Origin of the sequence: Streptococcus catagoni (assembly GCF_011421425.1) — a bacterium.
GTDB classification, from domain to species: Bacteria; Bacillota; Bacilli; order Lactobacillales; family Streptococcaceae; genus Streptococcus; species Streptococcus catagoni.
Genome location: NZ_WPCW01000006.1, coordinates 23269 through 46450, shown reverse-complemented (window position 1 = coordinate 46450; position 23182 = coordinate 23269). Strand labels below are relative to the sequence as shown.

General features: G+C 37.8%; 20 protein-coding genes, 1 other RNA gene and 2 pseudogenes. 18 read left to right on the top strand and 5 right to left on the bottom strand.

Features of this window, described 5'->3' with window-relative positions; all coding sequences use genetic code 11:
- The first annotated feature begins 3 nt into the window (after positions 1–3).
- The 12 genes from pbp2x (at position 4) to pepC (ending at position 14053) form a co-directional block, all read left to right on the top strand.
- On the top strand, positions 4–2253 hold the full coding sequence (pbp2x, locus tag HBN42_RS09430; protein WP_165994772.1) for a penicillin-binding protein PBP2X: 2250 nt from the start codon (positions 4–6) through the stop codon (positions 2251–2253).
- Position 2254: 1 nt separating this feature from the next.
- The gene (mraY, locus tag HBN42_RS09425; RefSeq protein ID WP_165994771.1) at positions 2255–3262 is read left to right on the top strand and encodes a phospho-N-acetylmuramoyl-pentapeptide-transferase; all 1008 of its coding nucleotides are present in this window, start codon (positions 2255–2257) and stop codon (positions 3260–3262) included.
- Positions 3263–3344: 82 nt separating this feature from the next.
- Positions 3345–4688, top strand: coding sequence for a DEAD/DEAH box helicase (locus tag HBN42_RS09420; protein WP_165994770.1), 1344 nt, complete (start codon positions 3345–3347; stop codon positions 4686–4688).
- A 189-nt stretch (positions 4689–4877) separates the two neighbouring features.
- The gene (locus HBN42_RS09415; RefSeq protein WP_165994769.1) at positions 4878–5705 is read left to right on the top strand and encodes a transporter substrate-binding domain-containing protein; all 828 of its coding nucleotides are present in this window, start codon (positions 4878–4880) and stop codon (positions 5703–5705) included.
- A 166-nt stretch (positions 5706–5871) separates the two neighbouring features.
- Positions 5872–6675, top strand: coding sequence for an amino acid ABC transporter permease (locus tag HBN42_RS09410; RefSeq protein ID WP_165994768.1), 804 nt, complete (start codon positions 5872–5874; stop codon positions 6673–6675).
- The gene (locus tag HBN42_RS09405) at positions 6675–7418 is read left to right on the top strand and encodes an amino acid ABC transporter ATP-binding protein (protein WP_165994767.1); all 744 of its coding nucleotides are present in this window, start codon (positions 6675–6677) and stop codon (positions 7416–7418) included. The genes HBN42_RS09410 and HBN42_RS09405 overlap by 1 nt, the downstream gene beginning before the upstream one ends.
- Before the next feature lie 110 nt (positions 7419–7528).
- Positions 7529–7753 (top strand): DUF4059 family protein, encoded by a 225-nt coding sequence (locus HBN42_RS09400; RefSeq protein ID WP_165994766.1) that lies wholly within the window; start codon positions 7529–7531, stop codon positions 7751–7753.
- A 61-nt stretch (positions 7754–7814) separates the two neighbouring features.
- Positions 7815–8729: a thioredoxin-disulfide reductase gene (gene trxB / locus HBN42_RS09395; protein ID WP_165994765.1), complete on the top strand. Its 915-nt coding sequence runs from the start codon at positions 7815–7817 to the stop codon at positions 8727–8729.
- A 122-nt stretch (positions 8730–8851) separates the two neighbouring features.
- A complete protein-coding gene (locus HBN42_RS09390; protein ID WP_165994764.1) occupies positions 8852–10234 on the top strand; it encodes an amino acid permease in 1383 nt (460 codons plus the stop codon).
- 116 nt (positions 10235–10350) lie between these two features.
- The gene (locus HBN42_RS09385) at positions 10351–11811 is read left to right on the top strand and encodes a nicotinate phosphoribosyltransferase (protein ID WP_165994763.1); all 1461 of its coding nucleotides are present in this window, start codon (positions 10351–10353) and stop codon (positions 11809–11811) included.
- Positions 11808–12632 (top strand): ammonia-dependent NAD(+) synthetase, encoded by an 825-nt coding sequence (gene nadE / locus HBN42_RS09380; RefSeq protein WP_165994762.1) that lies wholly within the window; start codon positions 11808–11810, stop codon positions 12630–12632. Before HBN42_RS09385 ends, nadE begins: the two co-directional genes overlap by 4 nt.
- Before the next feature lie 86 nt (positions 12633–12718).
- Positions 12719–14053 (top strand): aminopeptidase C, encoded by a 1335-nt coding sequence (gene pepC / locus HBN42_RS09375; RefSeq protein WP_165994761.1) that lies wholly within the window; start codon positions 12719–12721, stop codon positions 14051–14053.
- 29 nt (positions 14054–14082) lie between these two features.
- Here the strand turns inward: pepC and pbp1a are convergent, their stop codons facing one another.
- Together pbp1a and recU are read right to left on the bottom strand one after the other, a co-directional pair.
- Positions 14083–16299, bottom strand: a complete 2217-nt coding sequence (gene pbp1a / locus HBN42_RS09370) for a penicillin-binding protein PBP1A (RefSeq protein ID WP_165994760.1) — start codon at positions 16297–16299, stop codon at positions 14083–14085.
- Positions 16300–16302: 3 nt separating this feature from the next.
- Entirely contained in the window at positions 16303–16896 is a 594-nt protein-coding gene (gene recU / locus HBN42_RS09365) for a Holliday junction resolvase RecU (protein ID WP_165994759.1), read from the bottom strand.
- 79 nt (positions 16897–16975) lie between these two features.
- On the opposite strand from recU, the gene HBN42_RS09360 reads away from it, so the two are divergent.
- From HBN42_RS09360 to HBN42_RS09335, 6 genes are all read left to right on the top strand, one after another.
- Positions 16976–17494 carry an SLOG family protein gene (locus HBN42_RS09360; protein ID WP_165994758.1) on the top strand — a complete coding sequence of 173 codons (519 nt, stop codon included), beginning with the start codon at positions 16976–16978 and terminating at the stop codon, positions 17492–17494.
- Positions 17495–17612: 118 nt separating this feature from the next.
- The gene (gene gpsB / locus HBN42_RS09355) at positions 17613–17936 is read left to right on the top strand and encodes a cell division regulator GpsB (protein ID WP_165994757.1); all 324 of its coding nucleotides are present in this window, start codon (positions 17613–17615) and stop codon (positions 17934–17936) included.
- Positions 17937–17949: 13 nt separating this feature from the next.
- An RNA gene (gene rnpB, locus HBN42_RS09350) (RNase P RNA component class B) lies at positions 17950–18323 on the top strand.
- Between the two features lie 64 nt (positions 18324–18387).
- Positions 18388–19548 (top strand): THUMP domain-containing class I SAM-dependent RNA methyltransferase, encoded by a 1161-nt coding sequence (locus tag HBN42_RS09345; RefSeq protein WP_165994756.1) that lies wholly within the window; start codon positions 18388–18390, stop codon positions 19546–19548.
- Between the two features lie 6 nt (positions 19549–19554).
- Positions 19555–21048, top strand: coding sequence for a cell division site-positioning protein MapZ family protein (locus HBN42_RS09340; RefSeq protein ID WP_328804296.1), 1494 nt, complete (start codon positions 19555–19557; stop codon positions 21046–21048).
- 274 nt (positions 21049–21322) lie between these two features.
- On the top strand, positions 21323–21535 hold the full coding sequence (locus HBN42_RS09335) for a cysteine peptidase family C39 domain-containing protein (protein WP_165994755.1): 213 nt from the start codon (positions 21323–21325) through the stop codon (positions 21533–21535).
- A gap of 147 nt (positions 21536–21682) precedes the next feature.
- On the opposite strand, the gene HBN42_RS09330 is transcribed toward HBN42_RS09335, so the two are convergent.
- From HBN42_RS09330 to HBN42_RS09320, 3 genes and pseudogenes are all read right to left on the bottom strand, one after another.
- Positions 21683–22165: an S-ribosylhomocysteine lyase gene (locus HBN42_RS09330; RefSeq protein WP_165994754.1), complete on the bottom strand. Its 483-nt coding sequence runs from the start codon at positions 22163–22165 to the stop codon at positions 21683–21685.
- Between the two features lie 119 nt (positions 22166–22284).
- Positions 22285–22878 (bottom strand): annotated as a pseudogene (locus HBN42_RS09325) (GntP family permease); the annotation flags it as partial.
- Positions 22872–23158 (bottom strand): annotated as a pseudogene (locus HBN42_RS09320) (CoA-transferase); the annotation flags it as partial. The pseudogenes HBN42_RS09325 and HBN42_RS09320, both read right to left, overlap by 7 nt.
- Between the last annotated feature and the right edge of the window lie 24 nt (positions 23159–23182).

Genomic DNA, 23182 nt, shown 5'->3' with positions numbered 1-23182 from the left:
TCTATGAAAAAACTTCAGAAATATTTTTTAGATTACGCTGTTCGTGATCGGAAAACACCAGTTAATAACCGTATCCATGTTGGACAGAACATGATGATATTAAGTATTTTCATGTTTTTTATTTTTATCATTAATTTTGTTATCATTATTGGGACAGACCATAAGTTTGGGGTCAACCTTTCTGAAGGTGCCAAAAAAGTTTATCAAGAAACTGTAACTGTTCAGGCAAAACGCGGAACGATCTATGATAGAAATGGTGTGGCTATCGCCGTTGACTCAACAACATATAGTATTTATGCTGTCCTAGATAAGTCCTTTGTTTCTGCTACTGGAGAGAAGCTTTATGTTCAGCCTTCTCAGTATGATACCGTTGCTCAAATCTTAAAAGACCAATTGGGTATGAAGAAAAAAGATGTCCTTAAACAACTGAAACAAAAGAGGCTCTTCCAAGTATCCTTTGGAACGTCGGGGTCTGGGATTTCCTATAGTAAGATGACCACTATCCGTAAAGATATGGAAAAAGCTGGTATCAAAGGGGTTGCTTTCTCAACTAGTCCTGGCAGAATGTATCCTAACGGTACTTTCGCATCAGAATTTGTAGGCCTAGCCTCCCTCCATGAAAATAAGGATGGCAGTAAAAGCCTAGTAGGTAAAACGGGCTTAGAGTCGGCCTTGGATAATATTTTATCTGGAAAAGATGGAACCATTACCTATGAAAAAGATAAAAATGGCAATACACTCTTAGGTACTGGTAAAACAGTTAAAAAAGCGGTAGACGGTAAGGATGTTTATACAACCCTATCAGAACCCATCCAAACTTTCCTTGAAACAAAGATGGATGCCTTTCAAAGTAAGGCTAAGGGTGTTTTAGCCAGTGCGACTCTGGTCAATGCCAAGACAGGGGAAATTTTAGCTACTTCTCAAAGACCTAGTTTTAATGCTGATACCCTAGAAGGTATCTCAAAAAACTACAACTGGAAGAGTGCCCTATACCAAACCAACTTTGAACCAGGTTCTACCATGAAGGTGATGACTTTAGCCTCAGCAATTGATGAGAAGGTGTTTAAACCTAATGAAGTCTACTCCAATGCAAATGGTCTTACCATTGCTGATGCGACCATTCAAGACTGGTCAATCAACGAAGGTATCTCCACAGGTCAGTATATGACTTATGCACAAGGTTTTGCTTATTCAAGTAACGTGGGCATGACAAAGCTAGAGCAAAAGATGGGTGATGACAAGTGGCTGAATTATTTAGCCAAGTTCAAGTTCGGTTTACCGACCCGTTTTGGCCTAGGTTCGGAAGAATCAGGGATTTTCCCTTCAAATAACGTTGTTACTAAGGCCATGAGTGCCTTTGGACAAGGGATCAGTGTTACTGAAGCACAAATGTTAAGGGCCTTCACAGCTATTTCAAACAATGGTGTCATGTTGGAACCTCAATTTATTAGTCATATTTATGATCCTAATAGTGCTAGCTTTAGGTATGCTTCCAAGGAAGTTATTGGTAAACCAGTCTCTAAAAAAGCTGCAAGTGAAACCAGAGATTATATGGTAACAGTTGGGACAGATCCTGTCTATGGGACCCTATACTCTAAAGCAACTGGCCCCATTATTAAAGTAGGTAATCTACCTGTCGCTGTTAAATCAGGGACAGCCCAAATTGCTGCAAATGATGGTAGTGGGTATTTAGAAGGTGGCCAAACCAACTATGTCTTTTCTGTTGTCGCAATGGTGCCAGCTGACAATCCAGATTTTATGATGTACGTGACCATTCAGCAACCAGAGCACTGGAGTGGTATGTACTGGGAAGATGTTGTCAACCCAGTCTTAGAAGAAGCCTATCTCATGCAAGATACGCTTTTAAAGGAAAGTAAAGGCAATTCTGGTCAGTCAACAAAATACGAGTTACCTGATCTTATTGGTAAAAAATCAGGAAATACAGCTGATGAGCTTCGTCGTAACCTTGTACATCCTGTTATCTTAGGAACAGGTGATAAGATCGTTAATGTGTCTAAGAAAAAAGGAAGCCAGTTGACGGAGAATCAACAAATATTGATATTAACAAACCATTTCGATACCCTTCCTGATATGTATGGATGGACTCAAGCAAATGTTAAAAAGTTTGCAAAATGGACAGGTATTGAGGTACAATATAAAGGTTCGAAAAAAGGAAAAGTGATTGAACAGAACCATGATACTGGTAAGTCACTGAAGGATATTAAAAAATTAACCGTAACACTAGGAGATTAACATGTTTTTAACCACAGTAGCAGGGGTGATATCTTTGATATTGACTGCTTTAGCCATGCCATACTTTATAAGATACTACCAATATAAAAAAATTGGGGGTCAACAGATGCATGAGGACGTTAAACAACATCTAGCTAAAGCCGGAACTCCCACCATGGGAGGAACAGTTTTTCTTTTAGTGGCAACTTTTGTTTCCCTCTTATTTAGTTTAGTGAATTTTAGGCAGGGACATAGTCTAGGCCTGATATCAGGAATTCTAGCCATTGTTGTGATCTATGGATTTATTGGTTTTCTTGATGATTTCTTGAAAATTTTTAAACAAATGAACGAGGGCTTAACAGCAGCCCAAAAGTTAACGCTACAGATTGTAGGTGGCTTGATCTTTTATTTCTTGCATGTTGGACCAAATGGCATCAATGCCATTAACATCTTTGGTTTCTCATTACACTTAGGCATCTTCTATATTTTCTTTGTCTTGTTTTGGGTTGTTGGCTTCTCAAATGCCGTTAATCTTACTGATGGTATTGATGGTTTGGCTTCTATTTCTGTGGTCATTTCCTTAGCCACCTATGGGGTCATTGCTTTTCAACAGAAACAATTTGATGTCTTACTTTTGATTGGTGTGATGATTGGGGCCTTGCTTGGATTTTTTATCTTTAATAAAAAGCCTGCTAAAATTTTCATGGGAGATGTTGGTAGTCTGGCCCTAGGTGCCATGTTAGCAGCTATTTCTATTGCCTTAAGGCAGGAATGGACCTTGTTAATCATTGGCATTGTTTATGTTTTTGAAACCAGTTCAGTCATGTTACAGGTTTCCTATTTTAAATATACAAAAAAGAAGTATGGGGAAGGACGTCGTATCTTTAGAATGACTCCATTCCACCACCATCTAGAATTAGGTGGCCTATCTGGAAAATCTAAGCGATGGACTGAATGGCAGGTTGATGCCTTTTTATGGACAGTCAGTGCAGTTGCAAGTTTAATCATTTTAGCAATTTTATATCTATAAATTCAGTTTGCAGTGCAGATGCACTGCATTTTGCTTGTCAAATGCTTTAATGGTATAATGATGGAGAGAAGAAGAGGTAAATATGTCATTTAAAGATTATAATTTTAAAGAATACATCCAAGAAGCATTGGATGCGATTAACTTTACTGAACCCACAGTGGTTCAAAAAAAGTTGATACCAATCGTCAATTCCGGACGTGATTTAGTAGGAGAGTCCAAAACAGGTTCTGGGAAGACCCATACCTTTTTATTACCTATTTTTCAAAAATTGGATGAAGACAAAGAAGAAGTCCAAGTTGTAATCACGGCTCCCAGCAGAGAGTTGGCCAGCCAAATTTTTGCAGCAGCGAAACAAATTGCTAGTCATTCGAAGAAAGAAATTAAACTAGCTAACTATGTGGGGGGGACTGACAAGCTGCGTCAGGTTGAAAAACTAAAAGTTTCACAGCCTCAGATTGTCATTGGTACACCTGGTCGTATTTATGACTTGGTTAAAAGTGGTGATTTAAGCATCCATAAGGCTACAAGTTTTGTAGTTGATGAAGCCGATATGACTCTAGACATGGGATTTTTAGACACAGTTGATAAGATCGCTTCAGCCCTACCAAAGGCTGTTCAAATCATGGTCTTTTCAGCAACCATACCTAAGAAGCTGCAGCCATTCCTGAAAAAGTATCTAACAAATCCACTGATAGAACAGATTAAAACCAGCACAGTTATTGCAGATACTATTGATAATTGGCTAGTATCGACCAAAGGTAGAGATAAAAATAGTCAAATCTTTTCCATCTTAAAGGCTATGAACCCTTATATGGCAATGATTTTTGTCAATACCAAGGAAAGAGCTGATGAACTACATCAGTATCTCCTATCAAATGGTCTCAAGGTTGCTAAAATCCATGGCGGTGTCCCACCAAGAGAACGTAAGCGGATTATGAATCAAGTCAAAAAACTTGATTATGAGTATATTGTGGCTACAGACCTTGCTGCTCGTGGCATTGATATTGAAGGTGTCAGCCATGTTATTAATGATGCCATACCTCAGGACTTGTCATTCTTTGTCCATAGGGTTGGTCGGACAGGTAGAAATAGCCTTTCAGGCACTGCTATAACCCTCTATCAGCCTAGTGATGATTCTGACATTAAAGAGCTTGAAAAAATGGGCATCACCTTTGTTCCTAAGGTTCTTAAAAATGGGGAATTTCAGGATACCTATGACCGTGACCGAAGAGAAAATCGGGAAAAAACCTACAAAAAGCTAGACACAGAAATGATAGGTCTGGTTAAAAAGAAAAAGAAAAAAGTAAAACCAGCCTATAAGAAAAAGATTCAATGGGTTGTTGATGAAAAACGCAGAAAAGAACGCCGAGCAGCTGCCAAGGCTAAGGGAAGAGCTGAGCGTAAAGCAAGAAAGCAAAGCTTTTAATCCTATAAGAGAACATCAAGTGTGCTACCACGCCTCTAAGGTTAGAGTAAAAACTAACTTCTGAGCTTGGTAGACAAGGCTTGGTGTTTTTTTAATAGTTTTATCCTATTGAGCTGATAAAGAAATGCTATTATTCAAAGTCAGGATATTTTGTTAAACTTTGTAGTATCACGATCAAGGAGAAGTCTGATGAAGAAAGATATGTTTAAAAAATTGCTCTTTTTAAGCCTAGTAAGCTTATCTAGCTTGAGCTTTACTCAAGCTGTTTCTGCCAGGGAAAAAGAAGTGATTACCGTGGCTACAGATTCAGCAACAAAGCCTTTTACCTATAAAGAAGGTAATAAAGACACTGGCTATGATATTGAGCTGTTAAAAGCAGCCTTTAAGGGCTCAAAAAAATATAAGTTAAAGATTGTTACAGTGGCTTTCCCTTCTATCTTGTCTGGTATTGACGCTGGTCGCTATCAAATTGCTGCCAATGACTTTGGCTATAGCAAGGAAAGAGCTGACAAGTACTTACTTTCTAAGCCAATCTCAAAATCCCATTATGCTTTAGCAACAAAAGGGAAAAAAGGCTATAAAAAATTAGCTGATTTATCAGGCAAGAAAACACAAGGGATGTCTGGTGCTAATTATATGCAGATCTTGGAAAAGTGGAATAAGGATCATCCAAAGAAAAAGCCTATTAATCTGACCTATGCCTCTGGCTCTACTCCCTTTACTCAGAGGCTACAAATGCTTGAAAATGGTCAACTTGATTTCTTGTTTTATGATGCCATTTCTTTAAAGACAGCTATTAAGGATCAAGGTTTTGACCTTGAAATCACCACCTTAAAAGAGCAAATTGGAGATGACAAGGATGGTTATGAGTATTATCTCTTCTCAGATGATAAAAAAGGCAAGGAATTACAAACCTATGTCAATAAAAGGCTGACGAAACTTAAAAAATCTGGAAAACTAGTAAAACTGAGCAAAAAATATTTTGGGGATGACTTTGTTTCAGGACTCAAAGACTAGAAAAATGATTAATGTGAATGACACCCTATGAACTAGCTAGTAAAAAGCGGGGTTCTGGGGTGTTTTTCGTGATAGTTTTTAACTATAAGTCTAATAAAAACAATATATTTTACAGAGTGAGCTAGGAATGCTATTCTGGTAAAATAAGATAATGTGAGGAGTAAAGATGGCAATATTTGTAATGGCAAGTGGTTGGGCCTGGTTTGACAAGCTGGTAGCCAAGGTCCCCCAAGGGAAATTATTTAGTTGGAGAGCTGTATTTGATGCGATTCCAGATATTATTGAACGTTTACCCATTACTTTGATCTTGACAGTCATTGGGGCTATCATAGGACTAATGCTTGCATTGCTTTTTGCTATTGTTAAAATTAATAAGGTAAAGGTTTTATATCCCATCCAAGCTGTTTTTGTTAGCTTCTTAAGGGGAACTCCTATTTTGGTTCAGTTGATGTTAACCTATTACGGGATTCCACTTTTATTGAAGTTTATCAATTTGAAATTCGGTCTAGATTGGAATATCAATGCTATTCCGGCCTCGGTCTTTGCTATAACGGCTTTTGCCTTTAATGAGGCAGCCTACACCAGTGAAACCATAAGAGCGGCCATTTTGTCAGTTGATAAGGGAGAAATTGAAGCGGCTCGTAGCTTGGGAATGACCTCTTCGCAGGTTTATAAGCGCGTGATTATTCCAAATGCTGCTGTTGTGGCCACACCTACTTTAATTAACGGACTTATTGGTCTTACAAAGGGAACCTCTCTGGCCTTTAACGCTGGTATTGTGGAAATGTTTGCTCAGGCTCAGATACTAGGCGGAGCAGATTACCGTTACTTTGAGCGTTATATTTCTGTAGCTTTGGTTTACTGGATGATTAGTATTTTGATTGAGCAAGCTGGCCGATTGATTGAAAATGCTATGGAAATTCCCATTCCTGAACATGTAAGAGCTGAAAAAATAGGAGATATGCGTTAATGATTACCATTTCACATTTGACAAAATACTTTTCTGGTCAGGCTGTGCTTGAAGATTTAAATTTAGAAATTGAAAAAGGTCAAGTCATTGCCTTAGTTGGTGCTTCTGGAGCAGGCAAGTCCACCTTTTTGAGAAGCTTAAATTACCTTGAAAAGCCTGACAAGGGCAGCATTCAAATTGATGATTTCACAGTTGATTTTGAAAATGTAACCAAGGATGAGATCCTAACACTTAGAAGAAAGCTGGCCATGGTTTTTCAGCAGTTTAATTTATTTGAGCGCCGCACTGCCTTAGAAAATGTTAAAGAAGGCTTAATTGTGGTTAAAAATATGTCAGATCAAGAAGCGACAGCCATTGCCAAAGAAGAACTTGGGAAAGTGGGCTTAGGTGATAGGGAAAATCATTACCCACGCCATTTGTCTGGTGGGCAAAAGCAGAGGGTTGCCCTGGCAAGAGCTCTAGCCATGAAGCCAGATGTTCTTTTATTGGATGAGCCGACATCGGCTTTAGATCCTGAATTGGTGGGAGAAGTCGAAAAAGCTATTGCTAATGCTGCGAAGTCAGGACAGACCATGGTTCTTGTCAGTCATGATATGAGTTTTGTCAAAGAAGTGGCGGATAAGGTGCTCTTTCTTGATCAGGGGAAAATCTTAGAATCTGGCAGTCCTGAAAAACTTTTCAACCATCCAGACCAGCAAAGAACCAAAGAATTTTTCAACAAGTATTCAAAATCATATATTTAATAAGTTACTTTTGATATAATAAGAAATGTCTAGGCTTAGCCTAGATTTTTCTTGTGGTAAACTGACAAAAAACTTATGACAAGAAGAGATTGAAACGAATAGGTGACGAAATGTTAGTTGAATTATTTAGCCTTTACTTACAGGGCCTTCTTTTATCAGCCATTACTGTTCTTGTGGCCAGTCTTGTTTGGATATTTTGCCGAGCAAAAAGAAAGAAAGATAAAACAGTTCTAGAAAGACAAGCTTTTCTCTATGAAATGATTATGATTTCAATCTTACTGATTCCCATATTATCTTTTGCATTTATGAGTATTTTGCTGGTATTAAAATCATAAAAATTGCGTAAAAAGTATGACATTGTTACAATTGAAAGAGTGATTAACAAAGGAGAAAAACATGTATGACACTTTAATCGTGGGCTCTGGACCTGCTGGGATGACCGCAGCTCTTTATGCAGCACGTAGTAATCTAAAGGTTGGTATTATTGAACAAGGAGCTCCTGGTGGGCAAATGAATAATACGTCTGAAATTGAGAATTATCCAGGTTATGATCATATCTCAGGTCCTGAACTATCAATGAAAATGTATGAACCTCTTGAGAAATTCCAGGTGGAAAATATATATGGTATTGTTCAAAAGGTAGAAGATAAGGGCAGCTATAAAAGCGTCATTACAGAGGATAATACTTATGATGCTAAAACAGTCATTATAGCAACTGGAGCTAAGTACAGGCTCTTAAATGTCAAAGGGGAAGAAGAATTTACAAGTCGTGGTGTTTCTTACTGTGCAGTTTGTGATGGAGCTTTTTTCCGCAATCAAGACCTTCTGGTAGTAGGTGGTGGTGATTCTGCTGTTGAAGAGGCTATTTATTTAACCCAGTTTGCAAAGTCTGTTACAGTTGTCCATAGACGAGACCAACTAAGAGCGCAGAAAATATTACAAGATCGTGCCTTTGCCAATGAGAAAGTCCACTTTATCTGGGATTCCGTTGTTGAAGAAATTCAAGGTAATGACATTAAGGTTTCAAATGTCCTTATCAAAAACCTTAAGACAGGTCAGGTAAGTGATCATGTATTTGGGGGAATTTTCATCTACGTAGGGATGATTCCAGTAACAAGCATGGTAGCTGACTTGGGCATTTGTGATCCTGAAGGTTGGATTCTAACAGATGATCACATGTCTACAAAAATACCTGGTATTTTTGCCATTGGTGATGTCCGGCAAAAAGATCTTCGCCAGATTACAACTGCGGTGGGAGAAGGTGCCATAGCTGGTCAGGGTGTCTACCATTATATTGAAAATTTAAAATAAAATTTTTGAGGCTGCTTACAGGCATTGTAATCAGCTTTTTTGATAATTTCAATGATATTGGCAATCTTGAAAATATTCTGAAAAAAAGGTATAATAACATTATTTTATGAACGGAGATAAGAATGTCAAAACAGAATATCGAAGAAACAAGTGAACTTGAGAATGGAATGGTTCGTGGATTACAGAACCGACATGTACAGCTAATTGCGATTGCAGGTACAATTGGTACTGGACTATTTTTGGGTGCTGGTCGTGCCATTTCTTTGACAGGTCCCTCAATTGTTTTAGTCTATATTTTAACCGGTGGCTTTATGTTCCTTATGATGCGTGCTATCGGAGAAATGTTGTATCAGGATCCTGATCAGCATACCTTTATCAACTTCATTACCAAGTATATCGGTCCGGGTTGGGGTTACTTTTCAGGCCTTTCATATTGGCTATCTTTAATTTTTATAGGGATGGCAGATATTACAGCCCTAGGGTCATATGTTCAGTATTGGTTTCCTAGCTGGCATTCCTGGCTGATACAGTTGATAGCTCTGGTGATTTTGACGGCTGTTAACTTAATTGCTGTAAGGCTCTTTGGAGAGACTGAGTTTTGGTTTGCCATGATTAAGATTGTTGCCATCGTGGCACTTATCCTTACTGCCATTTTTATGGTAGCGACAGGCTTTAAAACACCTGAAGGCCATGCCTCACTAGCAAATGTGACTAGTCACTTTTCTTTCTTTCCAAATGGGAAATTGAATTTCTTCATGGGCTTTCAAATGGTTTTCTTTGCCTATCAGGCTATAGAATTTGTGGGGATCACAACTTCTGAAACAGCTAACCCAAGAAAAGTTTTACCAAAGGCTATAAATGATATTCCTGTTCGTATTATCATTTTCTACGTTGGTTCACTTATTTCAATCATGGCCATTGTTCCTTGGCATGATCTACCAGTTGACAAGTCACCATTTGTTATGGTCTTTCGTCTCCTAGGAATCAAATGGGCTGCAGCCTTGATTAACTTTGTGGTTTTAACCTCATCTGCATCGGCTTTAAACTCAGTGCTCTACTCAACAGGACGTCATTTATATCAATTGGCAAATGAAAATACCAATGGTCTGACAGATAAGTTGAAATTAAACACCCTATCAAGACAAGGTGTGCCAAGTAAGGCTATTATCTTTTCATCTGTAGTTATTGGTTTGTCTGCTATTATTAGTGTATTGCCTGGTGTATCGGATGCCTTCTCACTTATAGCAGCCTCATCATCTGGTGTTTATATTGCTATCTATGCTTTAACCATGTTTGCACATTGGAAGTACCGTAAGTCAAGTGATTTTATGGCTGATGGCTTCCTAATGCCTAAGTATAAGTTGACAACTCCTATTACCTTGGCCTTCTTTGCCTTTGTATATCTTTCCCTCTTTTTACAGGAATCAACTTACATCGGAGCTATTGGAGCAACAATTTGGATTTTAGTTTTCGGCTTATATTGCAATTTCAAATTTAAAAATTAAGAGAACTGTGATCAAGGATCACAGTCTTTTTTTGCCTTTAAAATTTCAAACGCTGTCAATCTCTGATCCTTAAATTTGTGCTATAATATTAACAATAATTTAAAGGAGTCACCTAAATGTATAAAGATGACAGCTTAACACTCCATACAGATTTGTATCAGCTCAATATGATGCAGGTTTACTTTGAACAAGGGATACATCTTAAAAATGCAGTTTTTGAAGTTTATTTTCGAAAAGAGCCATTTAATAATGGTTATGCCGTTTTTGCTGGCTTGCAGAGGATTGTAGAATATCTAAAAGACTTACGCTTTTCAGAAACGGATCTGGCTTACTTAAAAGAATTAGGTTATAAAGATGATTTTTTAACTTATCTAAAGGATTTAAGGCTTTCCTTAAGTGTTCGTTCAGCTAAAGAGGGGGATCTTGTTTTTGCTAATGAACCTATTGTTCAGGTGGAGGGTCCCTTAGGCCAATGTCAATTGATTGAAACAGCTTTATTAAATATTGTTAACTTCCAGACCCTAATTGCTACCAAGGCTGCAAGAATTCGTTCTGTCATTGAAGATGAGCCCCTGTTAGAGTTTGGTACACGTCGGGCCCAAGAATTGGATGCTGCTGTATGGGGAACCCGAGCAGCCGTGATTGGAGGAGCCAATGCGACTAGCAATGTGAGAGCTGGGAAAAAATTTGGCATACCAGTTTCAGGTACGCATGCTCATGCCCTGGTTCAGGCCTATGGCAATGATTATGATGCTTTTAAGGCCTATGCATCTACTCACAGAGATTGCGTGTTCTTAGTGGATACTTATGACACCTTACGTGTAGGTGTTCCAAATGCTATTAAAGTTGCCAAAGAATTGGGTGATAAGATTAATTTCTTGGGGGTTCGTTTGGACTCAGGAGACCTGGCTTATCTGTCCAAAAAGGTGCGTCAGCAACTAGATGAAGCTGGCTTTACAGAAGCAAAGATCTATGCTTCTAATGATTTGGACGAATCGACAATCTTAAGTTTGAAAATGCAAAAGGCTAAGATTGATGTCTGGGGCGTGGGAACAAAACTGATCACTGCCTATGATCAGCCTGCTTTAGGAGCCGTTTATAAGATAGTGTCTATAGAAGACGAAAATGGACAGATGCGAGATACCATCAAATTATCAAATAATGCTGAAAAAGTATCCACACCTGGTAAAAAACAAGTTTGGCGCGTGACAAGCCGAGCAAAGGGTAAATCAGAAGGAGACTATATCACCTTTGCAGATACTGATATCAGTGACTTTGAAGAAATTGAAATGTTCCATCCAACCTACACCTACATTAACAAAACCGTCAAAAATTTTGATGCTGTGCCACTGCTAGTTGATATCTTTGACAAGGGGCGTTTGGTTTATCACTTGCCTGAATTAAAAGATATACAAGAATATGCCCGTAGGGCATTTGATAATCTATGGGATGAATATAAACGCATTTTAAATCCCCAGGATTATCCTGTCGATTTGGCCAGAGATGTTTGGCAAAATAAGATGAATCTGATCGAAAAGATTAGACATATAACTTTAAGTGAAGGTGAACTAGAATGAGTTTGCAAAACGATATTATCAAAGAGCTTGGTGTTCTTCCTCTAATAGATCCCCAAGAAGAAATTAGAAAGTCAATTGATTTTCTAAAGGCCTATTTACTAAAACACCCTTTTTTAAAGACCTATGTCTTAGGTATTTCTGGTGGTCAAGATTCAAGTTTAGCAGGAAGATTAGCCCAATTAGCTATTGAAGAATTACGAAGGGAAACTAATGACCAATCTTATCAATTCTTAGCTATTCGCCTCCCCTATGGTATTCAAGCAGATGAAGATGATGCTCAAAAGGCACTTGATTTTATTAAGGCTGATCGTGTTTTAACCATTAACATTAAAGAAGCTGTTGATAGCCAGGTTTCTGCTCTAAAAGAAGCCGGCCTTGAAATATCAGATTTCAACAAGGGAAATATTAAAGCAAGACAGAGGATGGTTAGTCAATATGCTGTTGCAGGGCAAATGAATGGAGCAGTCATTGGAACTGATCATGCTGCTGAAAATGTTACGGCCTTCTTCACTAAGTTTGGTGATGGCGGCGCAGATATTCTGCCTCTTTATCGGCTCAACAAGCGTCAAGGTAAGGCCTTGCTCAAGGCTTTAGATGCTGACCCAGCCTTATATGAAAAGATTCCTACTGCCGATTTAGAAGAGAATAAACCTGGCCTTGCGGATGAATTGGCACTGGGTCTAAGCTATGAAGAGATTGATGATTACCTTGAAGGCAAAAAAATCTCTGAACAGGCACAAGCAAAATTAGAATCATGGTGGTACAAGGGAGAACACAAGAGGCATTTACCCATAACCTTATTTGATGATTTTTGGAAATAAATAAAAAGTTAGGCATACCTAACTTTTTTCTTGAAGAAATATAAAGAAGAGTTATAATAGTAGATAGTAATAAAATGGAGGACATTATGTCAGAAATAAAAGAAACGTTTACAGAACAACTCTTCAAAAATTATGAAAAGAACCCTAAGTTTTCGGCTATTGAAAATGCTATTACCCATAATGGGCTTTTGAAATCCTTAGAAACCAGACAAAGTGAGATTGAAAACAATCATGTTTTTTCAATTGATTTGACTAAGGACAAGGTTTCAAACCAAAAAGCTTCAGGGCGCTGCTGGATGTTTGCAGCATTGAACACATTTCGTCATAAACTCATCTCAGAGTTTAAACTAGAAAATTTTGAACTGTCTCAGGCTCATACTTTCTTCTGGGATAAATATGAAAAATCAAATTGGTTTATGGAGCAAGTCATTGCTACAGCAAAGGAAGAATTAAGCAGTCGTAAGGTTAAATTCTTATTGGATCTTCCCCAACAAGATGGTGGCCAATGGGATATGGTGGTTTCCTTATTTGAGAAATATGGTGTTGTTCCAAAATCACAATATCCGGAGTCTGTTTCTTCTAGTAATAGCCGAGAATTAAATCAATACCTGAACAAATTGCTTCGTCAGGATGCTCAAATTTTAAGGGAAATCCTAGCCAAAGGAGCTAGTTCAAAAGAAGTGCAAGCTAAAAAAGAAGACCTACTTCAAGAGATCTTCAATTTCTTAGCCATGAATCTAGGTTTACCTCCACGCAGTTTCGACTTTGCTTATAGGGATAAGGATAATAATTACTATTGCGAAAAGGCTATAAGTCCTCAAGATTTTTATAAAAAATATGTCAATATTAACCTTTCAGATTATGTTTCTATTATCAATGCTCCAACAAAGGATAAACCCTATGGTAAGTCCTATACTGTTGACATGTTGGGAAATGTAGTTGGTAGCAGAGCTGTGCGTTATCTCAATGTGGATATGAAACGTTTTAAAGAACTGGCGATTAAACAGCTCAGAGCTGGGGAATCTGTATGGTTTGGTTCAGATGTAGGCCAGTTTTCAACTAGTAAAAAGGGGATCATGGCTACCAATACTTATGATTTCCTTTCTGCTATGGATCTATCTCTAAGTCAGAATAAGGCGGGGCGGCTGGATTATAGTGAAAGCTTGATGACTCACGCCATGGTCTTAACAGGAGTAGACTTAGATGAAAAAGGTCAACCTTTGAAGTGGAAGGTTGAAAATTCCTGGGGAGATAAGGTTGGTGAAAAGGGCTACTTTGTAGCTTCAGATGCTTGGATGGATGAATACACTTACCAGATTGTTATCCGTAAAGAATACCTTACTGCTAAAGAACTTGCGGCTTATCAGGCAGAAGCAATCAAACTTGATCCTTGGGATCCAATGGGAGCTTTAGCAAATTAAAAAAAATTCGGAATTTTTTCCGAATTTTTTTAGTTATGATTGCCATTATTAGCATTTCCATTATTTGGAGCAGGCGGGTTATTGTGGCTGTCTGCTGGGCCAGTATTTGTTGAAGGACTTTGTGATGAGCTAGGAGCATTTGAAGCTGAAGGTGTTGACTGTTTAGAGTCTTCAGCGGCTGCCGACCTACTTGAAGAAGAACTAGAACTACTATAAATATTATTATAGACAGATGAATTGTTATCACTGTTGGTTGTGTAAGTTCCACCACTGAGGTAAAGCATGCCACCACTACGGTATAAACCACTTGGCATTGTCCAGTCTTCGCTGTAGCCATCTGTTAGGTAGGTCATCATATTACGATAAACTTTTGAAGCTACCTGTAAGCCTTCCCCGTAGATAGGGGTTAGTCGGCTCTTATAGCCGGTCCATACGGCCATGGAATATTTCTTGGTGTAACCAACAAAGTTTTCATCAGGGGTCATTGTACCCACATAATCTGTATAAAGGCCAGACTCATTACCAATCTTGGTAAGTTCGTCATCAGTGTAGTTAGAAGTACCTGTCTTACCAGCTTGAATAACTCCTGGAATAGCTGCGTCAACTCCAGTACCGTAGGTCAGTACTGTTTTAAGCATATCAGTCATCATATAAGCTGTTGTTTCTTTCATGGCATTCTTGCCTTTGCTATCAATGACCTTAGTCGTCCCATCGTTAAATTCAATTTTATTGACATACTGTGGCTTATGGTAGGTTCCACCATTAGCAAAAGCAGCGTAGGCAGCAGCCATTTTTTCACTACTTGCACCGTATTTATTTTCTGGGCTACTTGTATTACTAGAGATGGCATTAGAATAATGAATCTCAGGATACTCAATGCCTAAACCACTGAGGAATTTTTTAGCATAATCCAAACCAGCAGCTTCTAGTGCTCGAACAGCAGGGACGTTACGAGATAGCATAAGGGCAGACTGAATAGTCATCCAACCATTATACCTGCGGTCCCAGTTATAAAGTTGAGTATCGGTACCAGGCCAATAGTAAACAGAGTCGTTTGTTGACTGTGCTGTAGAATTATAAGCACCGGATTCAATAGCAGGAGCATAGTCAGTGATTGGTTTCATGGTAGAACCCCAGTCACGGTCTGTTAGGACGGCTTGGTTGGTTCCAAATGAAATGTCTTCATTTTGGTGGCGACCGCCAAGCTGTGCAACAACGTGTCCGTTTGTAACATCAATAATAGTTGAAGCTACTTGGAACTTATCGTCTGGATATAAAACATAATCGCTAGTATTATAGATATCATAAAGACGTTTTTGAGCCTCAGGAAGTATATTTGTATAAACTTTTAAACCTGCTGTAAAGATATCTTTATTAGTTTCAGCTTTAACTTGTTGAATAACCTGTTTCAAGTAATTATCCATATATTTTGGATAACTTGAGGTTTTTTTCAAGGGTTTCAATCCCTCATTAACTGGAGTAGCAACAGCTTTGTCATATTCAGCCTTTGTAATGTTTTTTTCGGCATACATTCTTTGAAGAACGGCATTCCTACGGTTTGTAGCTGACTCTGGTTGAGTGTAAGGGTCATACTGGGTTGGCGCCTGAGGGATACCAGCAAGTAAGGCTAGCTGTGCGTGTGACAGATCCTTCAAATCTTTACCAAAGTAAGACTTAGAAGCTGTCAGCATACCGTAATTACCATTTCCCATATAGACTTTATTAATATAGAAGGTTAAAATTTCTTTTTTGGTATACTTGCGTTCCATTTGGAGAGCCAACCAAACTTCTTGAGCCTTACGCTTTAGTGTCTGATCGGATTCATTTGTTGAGAAGTAGGCCAGTTTAATCAGCTGCTGGTCCAGGGTAGATCCCCCTTGGGTACCGCTACTGGTTAAGTTATGCCAAGCAGCCCCTAAAATACGATAGAGATCCACTCCTCGGTGATTGAAGAAACGTTTGTCTTCAATAGAAGTAATAGCATTGACAAGATTGAGTGGAATACTATCTGCTGTGACATTTTCTCTTTTTTCAGAACCTAAGTCGGCGATTAATCTATTGTGGCCATCGTAAACGAGACTAGAGTTGGTTGATTTTAATTGAGCCTCGGATAGTTTTGGAGCACTGGAAATGTAAAAAATAAATAATAGACCACCTATTACGAATATAAATATAATTAAACTAAGTAGTGCAGCTAAGGCATATTTTAGTACTTTTTGAACTGTTGGATTTTTGATTTTAATCACCGCCTAAAAAAATTTTTCTTCTATAATATCTAAATAAGGAACCTGAGGATATGCTCCAATCAATATCTCAAAGCCGTTTTTTCTGATATAATCAAGTGGCATTGACTTATTACCCATGTCTATCTGATAAAATTCAATTAGAGCTTCTGCTGGGAGATAATAGGTTTCTTTTAATGTGCTAAAATGTAAAAGGACAAAGCAAATTCCCTTTTGTTCGACGACTGATGCCATATGCTCAATTTGGTGTGAATGAAAGTTTTTCATTGGCATGGCAGTCTTTTGTCTGGTTTCTTTTGCTTCAAAGTCAATGTAGTAACCTTTGTAGACACCAGAGTAGTCTGTTGTAGAGGCCTGTCTAAAGTAAGCTTCTACAATCTTTGCTCGGCTCCTTTTAGGGTAGTCAACCTTGACAATCTGAATAGGTGTTGGTTTTTTATGAATAACAGCTATTTTCCGAGATAAATAATAGTCATTGGTTGCATTGATTGCAGCTTCAAAGGACATCCCGCGATTGGCAAAATCTACTTTTGTTTTTTTGACAGACTTGTGAACAGGGCTTGCAATTCTCCGTTTAAGTTGATGAGGGTAGTTAACCATAGTTCTCCTATACGTCAGTTACTTAATGAGAAAGTTAAGCACTTTTATTATATCATATTTTTTGAAAGGACAACACCATATGACTGCGATTCTAATAAGAGGTTACAAGAGTTTTGAATTGGGGATTTTTAACGGTAAAGACAAGCATATTAGAATTATCAAAAAGGCTATAAAAGCTCAGCTAAAGGCACAACTTGAAGAGGGGCTTGAGTGGCTGGTTTTCACTGGGGATCTGGGCTTTGAAGTTTGGGTTTTAGAAGTAGCCAAGGAATTGCAAAAAGACTATCCCTTTAAAATAGCCACCCTCTTTGACTTTGAAAGTCATGGTTTAAATTGGAATGAAAAGAATCAGGAGAAACTCCAGGCCTTTAAGGAAGTAGATTTTGTGAAATATTCCTTTAAAAGCTATGAAAGTCCAAAGCAATTTCAGCTATATAATTCCTTTTTGTTGGACAAGACCGACGGGGCTTATCTCTTTTACGATGAAGAAAAAGAAACAAATCTTAAGTATTTGTTAAAGCAAATGAAAGAAAAGAAAGATTATCAGCTGACATTTTTAACATTCGAACGATTAAATGAAATCATTGAAGAAGAGTAATTCTATTTTAATAATTACTCCTAGTTTATCACTTGCTTTTTGACTTATTTTTCTGTATCATTGAAAGTAGTATCAGTGAATTGATATGTAAAAAGATAGACCGTTCGGAGAGTATAGAATGACAAGTATAATTTATAGTCCAAAAGACATTTTTGAGCAAGAATTTAAAACTAGTATGCGTGGTTTTGACAAAAAAGAAGTGGATGAATTTTTAGACAACGTTATCAAAGATTATGAAAATTACATCGCTCAAATTGAAGCATTGAAAGCTGAAAATGAACGCTTACGAAAAGAAGGGAATCAATCTAGGCAGTCCTTTAATGAGGACCGTCATTCATCTGTACAACCTACAAGGGTGACACAAACTGCCACTAATTTTGATATCTTGAAACGTATCAGTCGTTTAGAAAAAGAAGTTTTTGGTAAACAAATTACCGAATAGGATGTAACTTGCAATTTTTGGATAATCGCGTAGTATTTAAATACTATGAGGAAAGTCCATGCTAGCACTGGCTGTGATGCCGGTAGTGTTTGTGCTAGGCGAAAAAATAAGCCTAGGGATATACAAAAAGTATATTACGGCGAGTGAAATGGCTAAGTCTCTTAGATATGTCAAAATAGCTCTGAAAGTGCCACAGTGACGTAGTTTTTACAGAAATGTAAAAAGTGGAACGCGGTAAACCCCTCAAGCTAGCAACCCAAACTTTGGTCGGGGCATGGGATAGATTGGAAACGAACAAGCTATTCTGACTGTTTAAAATCAGTAGACAGATGATTATCGAAAGAAATGAGACCTAGTCATTTCTGGAACAAAACATGGCTTATAGAAAATTGCATAATAGGTTAAGCTAGCAATTGCTAGCTTTTATTTGATTAAAGAGAAAGAATGATAGATGAAAAAACAGTTTAAATTGGTTGCCACCGTTGCTGCTGGACTTGAATCAGTAGTAGGAAAAGAGATGAAAGCCTTAGGTTTTGAATACCAGGTTGAAAATGGCAAAGTTTATTTTGAAGGTGATGTTCAAGCCATTATTAAGACAAACCTATGGTTAAGAGCTGCTGATAGAATAAAAATTATTGTCGGACAATTTCCAGCCAGGACTTTTGAAGAACTTTTCCAAGGTGTCTATGCACTGGATTGGGAGTGCTATCTGCCTTTAGGTGCCAAATTTCCAATTGCCAAGGCAAAATGCGTCAAATCCAAACTGCACAATGAACCAAGTGTACAGGCTATTACTAAAAAAGCCATCGTTAAAAAATTACAAAAGCATTTTCATCGCCCAGAAAACGTGCCCTTGCAAGAGATTGGTGCGGAATTTAAAATCGAAGTGTCCATCTTAAAAGATGTAGCGACCCTTATGATTGATACCAGTGGTACCAGCCTCTTTAAACGTGGCTACCGCATTGAAAAAGGCGGAGCTCCTATTAAGGAAAATATGGCCGCGGCTATTTTAGAATTGAGCAACTGGTTTCCTGATAAGCCCTTGGTTGATCCCACATGTGGTTCAGGCACATTTTGTATTGAAGCAGCCCTAATGGGAATGAATATTGCCCCTGGTTTCAATCGTTCCTTTGCCTTTGAAGAATGGAATTGGGTTGATAAAGGCCTAGTACAAGCAGTTAGAGATGAGGCAGAAGCAGCTGCAAACTACGACATTCAACTAGATATTAGTGGCTTTGATATTGATGGCAGAATGATTCAAATTGCCCAAAAGAATGCTGAAGAAGCAGGACTAGTTGGGGTCATCCATTTTAAACAAATGCGTCTCCAAGATTTTAGAACTGATAAAATTAATGGGGTTATTATTTCAAATCCACCTTATGGAGAACGGCTACTTGATGACAAAGCAGTTGACATTTTGTATAATGAAATGGGTCAAACCTTGGCTCCCTTAAAAACATGGAGTAAATTTATTTTGACCAGTGATGAAAATTTTGAAAAAAAATATGGTCGTCAGGCCGATAAAAAACGTAAGCTCTATAATGGTACCCTCAAGGTTGATCTCTATCAATTTTATGGACAAAGAGTTAAACGAAATGCGGTAAAGGGGTAATTAAAGGTGTCAGAAGAAAACAAAAATTTTGATGTAAATGATGACGGACAAACACTTGATATTGATGAAGTCAAAGGCATGACTGTCGGAGAAGCAGTTCGTAAAGACTCTGAAATCAAAGCAGGTGTTAAAGAAGATGACGGTATCTTAGATAAATATATCAAGCAGCACCGTGAAGAAGTAGATTCTCAAAAGTTTGAAACCAAATTATCAGACATGGATAACTTGGACACTGCTGCTCTGGATAACTTTATTAAAAAACAAAGGGAAGAATTGGCTAGCTCAGGTTTGATTTCTGCTGAAGCAGCCAGCTCAGAAAAGATGAGCTCTCAAGAAATAGATTCTAAAGAGGAAGAAAAGATTTCAGAGACCCCTCAGGCAGAAGCTCTTATTGTAGCTGGACCAGAGGATAATCATATTGCTCCAACTCGCTATGATCAGATGACTTGGGATGAACCAAAGGACCAATTTTTAGCTTCAGATAAGCAAGAGCCTAAAAAGAAGAAAAAGCTGATTGTGATTTTGATTGCCTTATTGATCTTAATACTCAGCCTTATCTTTGGTCTCAATGCTTTCAAACACGCTAATTCCTCACAGTCAAAAACAAATACTTCTACGTCAAATTTGGCATCTTCTACTCAAAAATCACTTAGTAAGACAGCCAAAGCTGACTTTAAAGATTTCAATGACGCTTACAAGAAGTTCTTCACTGATAAGGAAATGACAACATTGAAGAACAGTCAATTCTCAGAAATCGGGAACTTGGAAAAATCTTTGAAAAAGTTAGAAGATACTTCTTACTATGCTGATGCTAAAACAAAATTTGATGACTTGAAAAAACGAATCAATGCCATCCAAGCTGTTAATGCAAAATTTTCAACTGAAGCCATTCAAGATGGTAAAAAGCAAGCAGCTACTGTGAAATCAGGTACTAACTTTGATGATATCAAGTCTGAAATCTTAAAAACAGGTGATGCTAAATTAGATGGACTCCTTCAATCCGTCATCTCAGATGGTAGAAAACAGCTCAGTGATAAAGCTAAGGCTGATAAGGAGAGAGCCGATAAAGAGGCTCAAGCCAAGGCTGATCAAGCGACTCAAGCAGCCCAAGCTAGTGAAAACAATGCCAATGCTGGTGCTAGTGTAGCTCCTAATACTTCTACCCAAGGGTCACTTATTGCTAGTGCAGGAATAGCAGTAAATGGAGTAGCTTTAGAGCGTGATAAATCACGTGTCCCTTATAATAGCTCAGCTATTTCTGATAGTGGCAATACTGCCTGGGCCTTTAATGCAGGAGTACTTGAACGTATCGTGGCTACTGCTCAAGCTAGAGGTCATATTTCAGGAAATAATTATATCCTAGAGCCAGTCAATATTGTAAATGGCAATGGTTACTATAATATGTTCACACCTGATGGTACTTATCTATTTTCAATTAACTGTAAGACAGGTTACTTTGTTGGTAATGCCAAAGGCCGTGCAGATGCCTTAGACTATTAAAAAGCCTAGGACTAAAAGATTTCATTTTAGAAATTCTATAGTTCAAGTCACATTCCTGATAAAATAAATATAAAGACGAACAAGGTTAGTATTTCAATAATGAGAAATCTAATCTTGTTCGTTTTAGCTTTTATGGCTTGACTCTTATCCCAGAGTCACTGGGAAATAAGAATTTCGATAATATTTAACTAATGGCTACAAGAAATGACCTGATCCTATTGGCAAGTCATTTTTTTATAGATAAATTGGTAGCTTATTTTTATCAGAAGACTGTATGAGATTTAGAAAGAGGAATTATCAATCCATGATATTTAATTATTATAGCTCATATTATTCTTTAGCTACTCTGAGAGAATTTGCCAAAATTAATAAAGAAGGAACAACAGTTTTTGGACTAGTGGAAACAATAAGAAAATTAAATTATCAAACAAAAGCTATTAAATCAGACATATCTTTATTTGAAACCAAAGAAATTGTTTATCCATAAATAAAAATAATTTTAATAACCGCATGATAGACGGTTATTAAATATAATTTCACACATTTAAGTATTGGAACAGAATTACAAATATATATTTCCGAAAAATATAAAAGGATTTTGTCTACAAACTAAAAAAGAGCTCCAGGCTCTTTTTTAAATAGGCTTGCGCTCAAAGGCATCGGCAGAAATACCTTGAGCTAGTATGGCTTTTGCCCATTCTTTTGCTGAAAATAGGCTGTGATCCTTGTAGTTTCCACAGGATTCAATGGTTGTACCGGGAACATCCTCCCAAGTGATGCCTTCAGCAATTTCTTCTAGGGAGGATTTTATCACCTTGGCTATATCTGATGAACTGTGCTGTCCCCACATAATCAGGTGGAAACCAGTTCTGCAACCAAATGGTGAGCAATCAATCATCCCATCAATGCGTTGACGGATTAATTTGGCTAAGAGGTGCTCAATGGTGTGTAAACCAGCTGTTTCAATTGAATTTTCATTAGGTTGAACAAGTCTGATATCAAAGTTGGTAATGATATCACCCTTAGGACCAGCATCCTCAGAAATCAAACGAACATAAGGTGCTTTAACAATAGTATGGTCAAGTTCAAAACTTTCTACGACAACATCTTTTGGCATAGACTGCCTCCTTTTTTCTTCTTCCATTATCATAACATAAAAGAAATGAAAATAGGTATCCGATTTACAGCTGTTGTCCTATCGACATCAGATAAGGAATCAAAGATATTTGGCTCTTATTATTTAAAGATGGTGCCAGTAACAATAACTAAGATCTGAGCAATAAAGGTACCTACAGAAACAGTGATAAAGGTTTCTTTAAAGGCGTTTTTATGATTTAATCCGGTCAAGGCGAGGAAGGTCAAAAAGACACCACTCTGAGGGACAATAGTGAAAATGTTGGTTGCAATAGTGGCCACACGGTGTATCATCTCTAGGTCAGCACCCTTGTCCAAATAAAATTGGGCAAAATTAGGCATGACGATCCCCAGAGCTCCGGAAGAAGAACCAGTGATAGCAGACATAGAAGAGGTTAGCACGGTCAAACTAATCAAAGGATTGCCTGGGATATTTAAGATCAAATCTGAAAAGACCTTAAAGCCAGGGGCGATCATAATGACTGCTCCAAAAGCAACAGCAGAAGCTGTAGCAAATATGGGGGCGATAGAACGGCTGGCTCCTAGGTTAAAGATAGCCATTTTATTTGGAATAAAAGGTTTAAAGAGAATGATAGCTAATAAGATGGCAGCTAGTAAGGCAATATAAATAATGTTTTTCTTTAGAAGTTCTCCTCCGAAGATACTACCTGATAGAGCTAGTGAAATGAAAGGTAAATGGTTGTTTCACCTTCATTCATTTGGCAGCCAGCTTCACGGTTTAAGCCAATATGTGAGGCAATGATGGTTGTAAACTGTTTCTTAGCGACAATCTTACCAACACCCTTATCAGGAAAGCCAGCGTCATTACAAATCAAGGTCAGATCTTTTAGGCCTTTTCAACTAGAGCATCAATGAGTTTTTTAGGTGTTCCATTGGTCATGAAGCCCCCTACCATAATAGTGTCGCCGTCTTTAATATGATTGAGGGCTTCTGTAATTGTAATTTCTTTACACATTTTTCTTCCTTCTTTCTTGCAGTT

Excerpts from the sequence above, each read along its gene's own strand:
- pbp2x (WP_165994772.1), top strand. The coding sequence starts at position 4 with ATGAAAAAACTTCAGAAATATTTTTTAGATTACGCTGTTCGTGATCGG.
- mraY (WP_165994771.1), top strand. The coding sequence starts at position 2,255 with ATGTTTTTAACCACAGTAGCAGGGGTGATATCTTTGATATTGACTGCT.
- HBN42_RS09420 (WP_165994770.1), top strand. The coding sequence starts at position 3,345 with ATGTCATTTAAAGATTATAATTTTAAAGAATACATCCAAGAAGCATTG.
- HBN42_RS09415 (WP_165994769.1), top strand. The coding sequence starts at position 4,878 with ATGAAGAAAGATATGTTTAAAAAATTGCTCTTTTTAAGCCTAGTAAGC.
- HBN42_RS09410 (WP_165994768.1), top strand. The coding sequence starts at position 5,872 with ATGGCAATATTTGTAATGGCAAGTGGTTGGGCCTGGTTTGACAAGCTG.
- HBN42_RS09405 (WP_165994767.1), top strand. The coding sequence starts at position 6,675 with ATGATTACCATTTCACATTTGACAAAATACTTTTCTGGTCAGGCTGTG.
- HBN42_RS09400 (WP_165994766.1), top strand. The coding sequence starts at position 7,529 with ATGTTAGTTGAATTATTTAGCCTTTACTTACAGGGCCTTCTTTTATCA.
- trxB (WP_165994765.1), top strand. The coding sequence starts at position 7,815 with ATGTATGACACTTTAATCGTGGGCTCTGGACCTGCTGGGATGACCGCA.
- HBN42_RS09390 (WP_165994764.1), top strand. The coding sequence starts at position 8,852 with ATGTCAAAACAGAATATCGAAGAAACAAGTGAACTTGAGAATGGAATG.
- HBN42_RS09385 (WP_165994763.1), top strand. The coding sequence starts at position 10,351 with ATGTATAAAGATGACAGCTTAACACTCCATACAGATTTGTATCAGCTC.
- nadE (WP_165994762.1), top strand. The coding sequence starts at position 11,808 with ATGAGTTTGCAAAACGATATTATCAAAGAGCTTGGTGTTCTTCCTCTA.
- pepC (WP_165994761.1), top strand. The coding sequence starts at position 12,719 with ATGTCAGAAATAAAAGAAACGTTTACAGAACAACTCTTCAAAAATTAT.
- recU (WP_165994759.1), bottom strand. The coding sequence starts at position 16,896 with ATGGTTAACTACCCTCATCAACTTAAACGGAGAATTGCAAGCCCTGTT.
- HBN42_RS09360 (WP_165994758.1), top strand. The coding sequence starts at position 16,976 with ATGACTGCGATTCTAATAAGAGGTTACAAGAGTTTTGAATTGGGGATT.
- gpsB (WP_165994757.1), top strand. The coding sequence starts at position 17,613 with ATGACAAGTATAATTTATAGTCCAAAAGACATTTTTGAGCAAGAATTT.
- HBN42_RS09345 (WP_165994756.1), top strand. The coding sequence starts at position 18,388 with ATGAAAAAACAGTTTAAATTGGTTGCCACCGTTGCTGCTGGACTTGAA.
- HBN42_RS09335 (WP_165994755.1), top strand. The coding sequence starts at position 21,323 with ATGAGATTTAGAAAGAGGAATTATCAATCCATGATATTTAATTATTAT.
- HBN42_RS09330 (WP_165994754.1), bottom strand. The coding sequence starts at position 22,165 with ATGCCAAAAGATGTTGTCGTAGAAAGTTTTGAACTTGACCATACTATT.